At 51.9% G+C, this 584-nt stretch carries 1 protein-coding gene; it reads left to right on the forward strand.

The window, feature by feature from the left end; all coding sequences use genetic code 11:
* Positions 1–46 precede the first annotated feature (46 nt).
* Positions 47–584 (forward strand): type VI secretion system protein TssA (locus tag J0A66_RS21545; RefSeq protein ID WP_369127388.1); only part of this gene is annotated, 538 nt, incomplete at its 3' end.

The following is a 584-nucleotide window of genomic DNA, read 5'->3' on the forward strand; positions in this document are numbered from 1 at the left end:
CTCACTGGCCAGCTCAAGAATATTTGGCGATATAGGATTACGTCAGGTGCAAATTGCCAAAGGTCTGCTCAGTGATGACGGAGATGGTGAAGGGCCCGACTTGGCTGCCATATCAGCCACCTTTATGGATTGTCCAATAGACGATCTTCGCCAGACAGCTAATGACCTCAAGAGCTGCATTGACGCCATTGACAGCGTAGATGCCTTTCTTGGTGATACCCTTGGTGTCAGCCAAGCGCCAGACCTCTCTCCCTTAAAGGCCTCATTGACCGACGCTGAAGCCATAGTCAACGAATATCTGGCTCGTCGGGGACAAGATACGGAACAAAGTGCGGAGGACCCCGCCGATGCTCCCCAACCACAGGCTCCCAGCATGAATGGCGAGATTAACAGCCGGGAAGATGCCACCCGGCAGATGGACCGCATTATTGAGTATTTCCGCAAACACGAACCCTCCAGTCCAGTACCGTTATTGCTGCAAAGAGCCAAACGTTTAGCCACCCTGGATTTTTTGGAAATACTCCGGGATATGGCACCTGAAGGATTACAACAAGCCAGGAATGTCGGGGGATTGGACAAATCTG

It is taken from the genome of Bowmanella dokdonensis (assembly GCF_017254865.1).
GTDB classification, from domain to species: domain Bacteria; phylum Pseudomonadota; class Gammaproteobacteria; order Enterobacterales; family Alteromonadaceae; genus Bowmanella; species Bowmanella dokdonensis.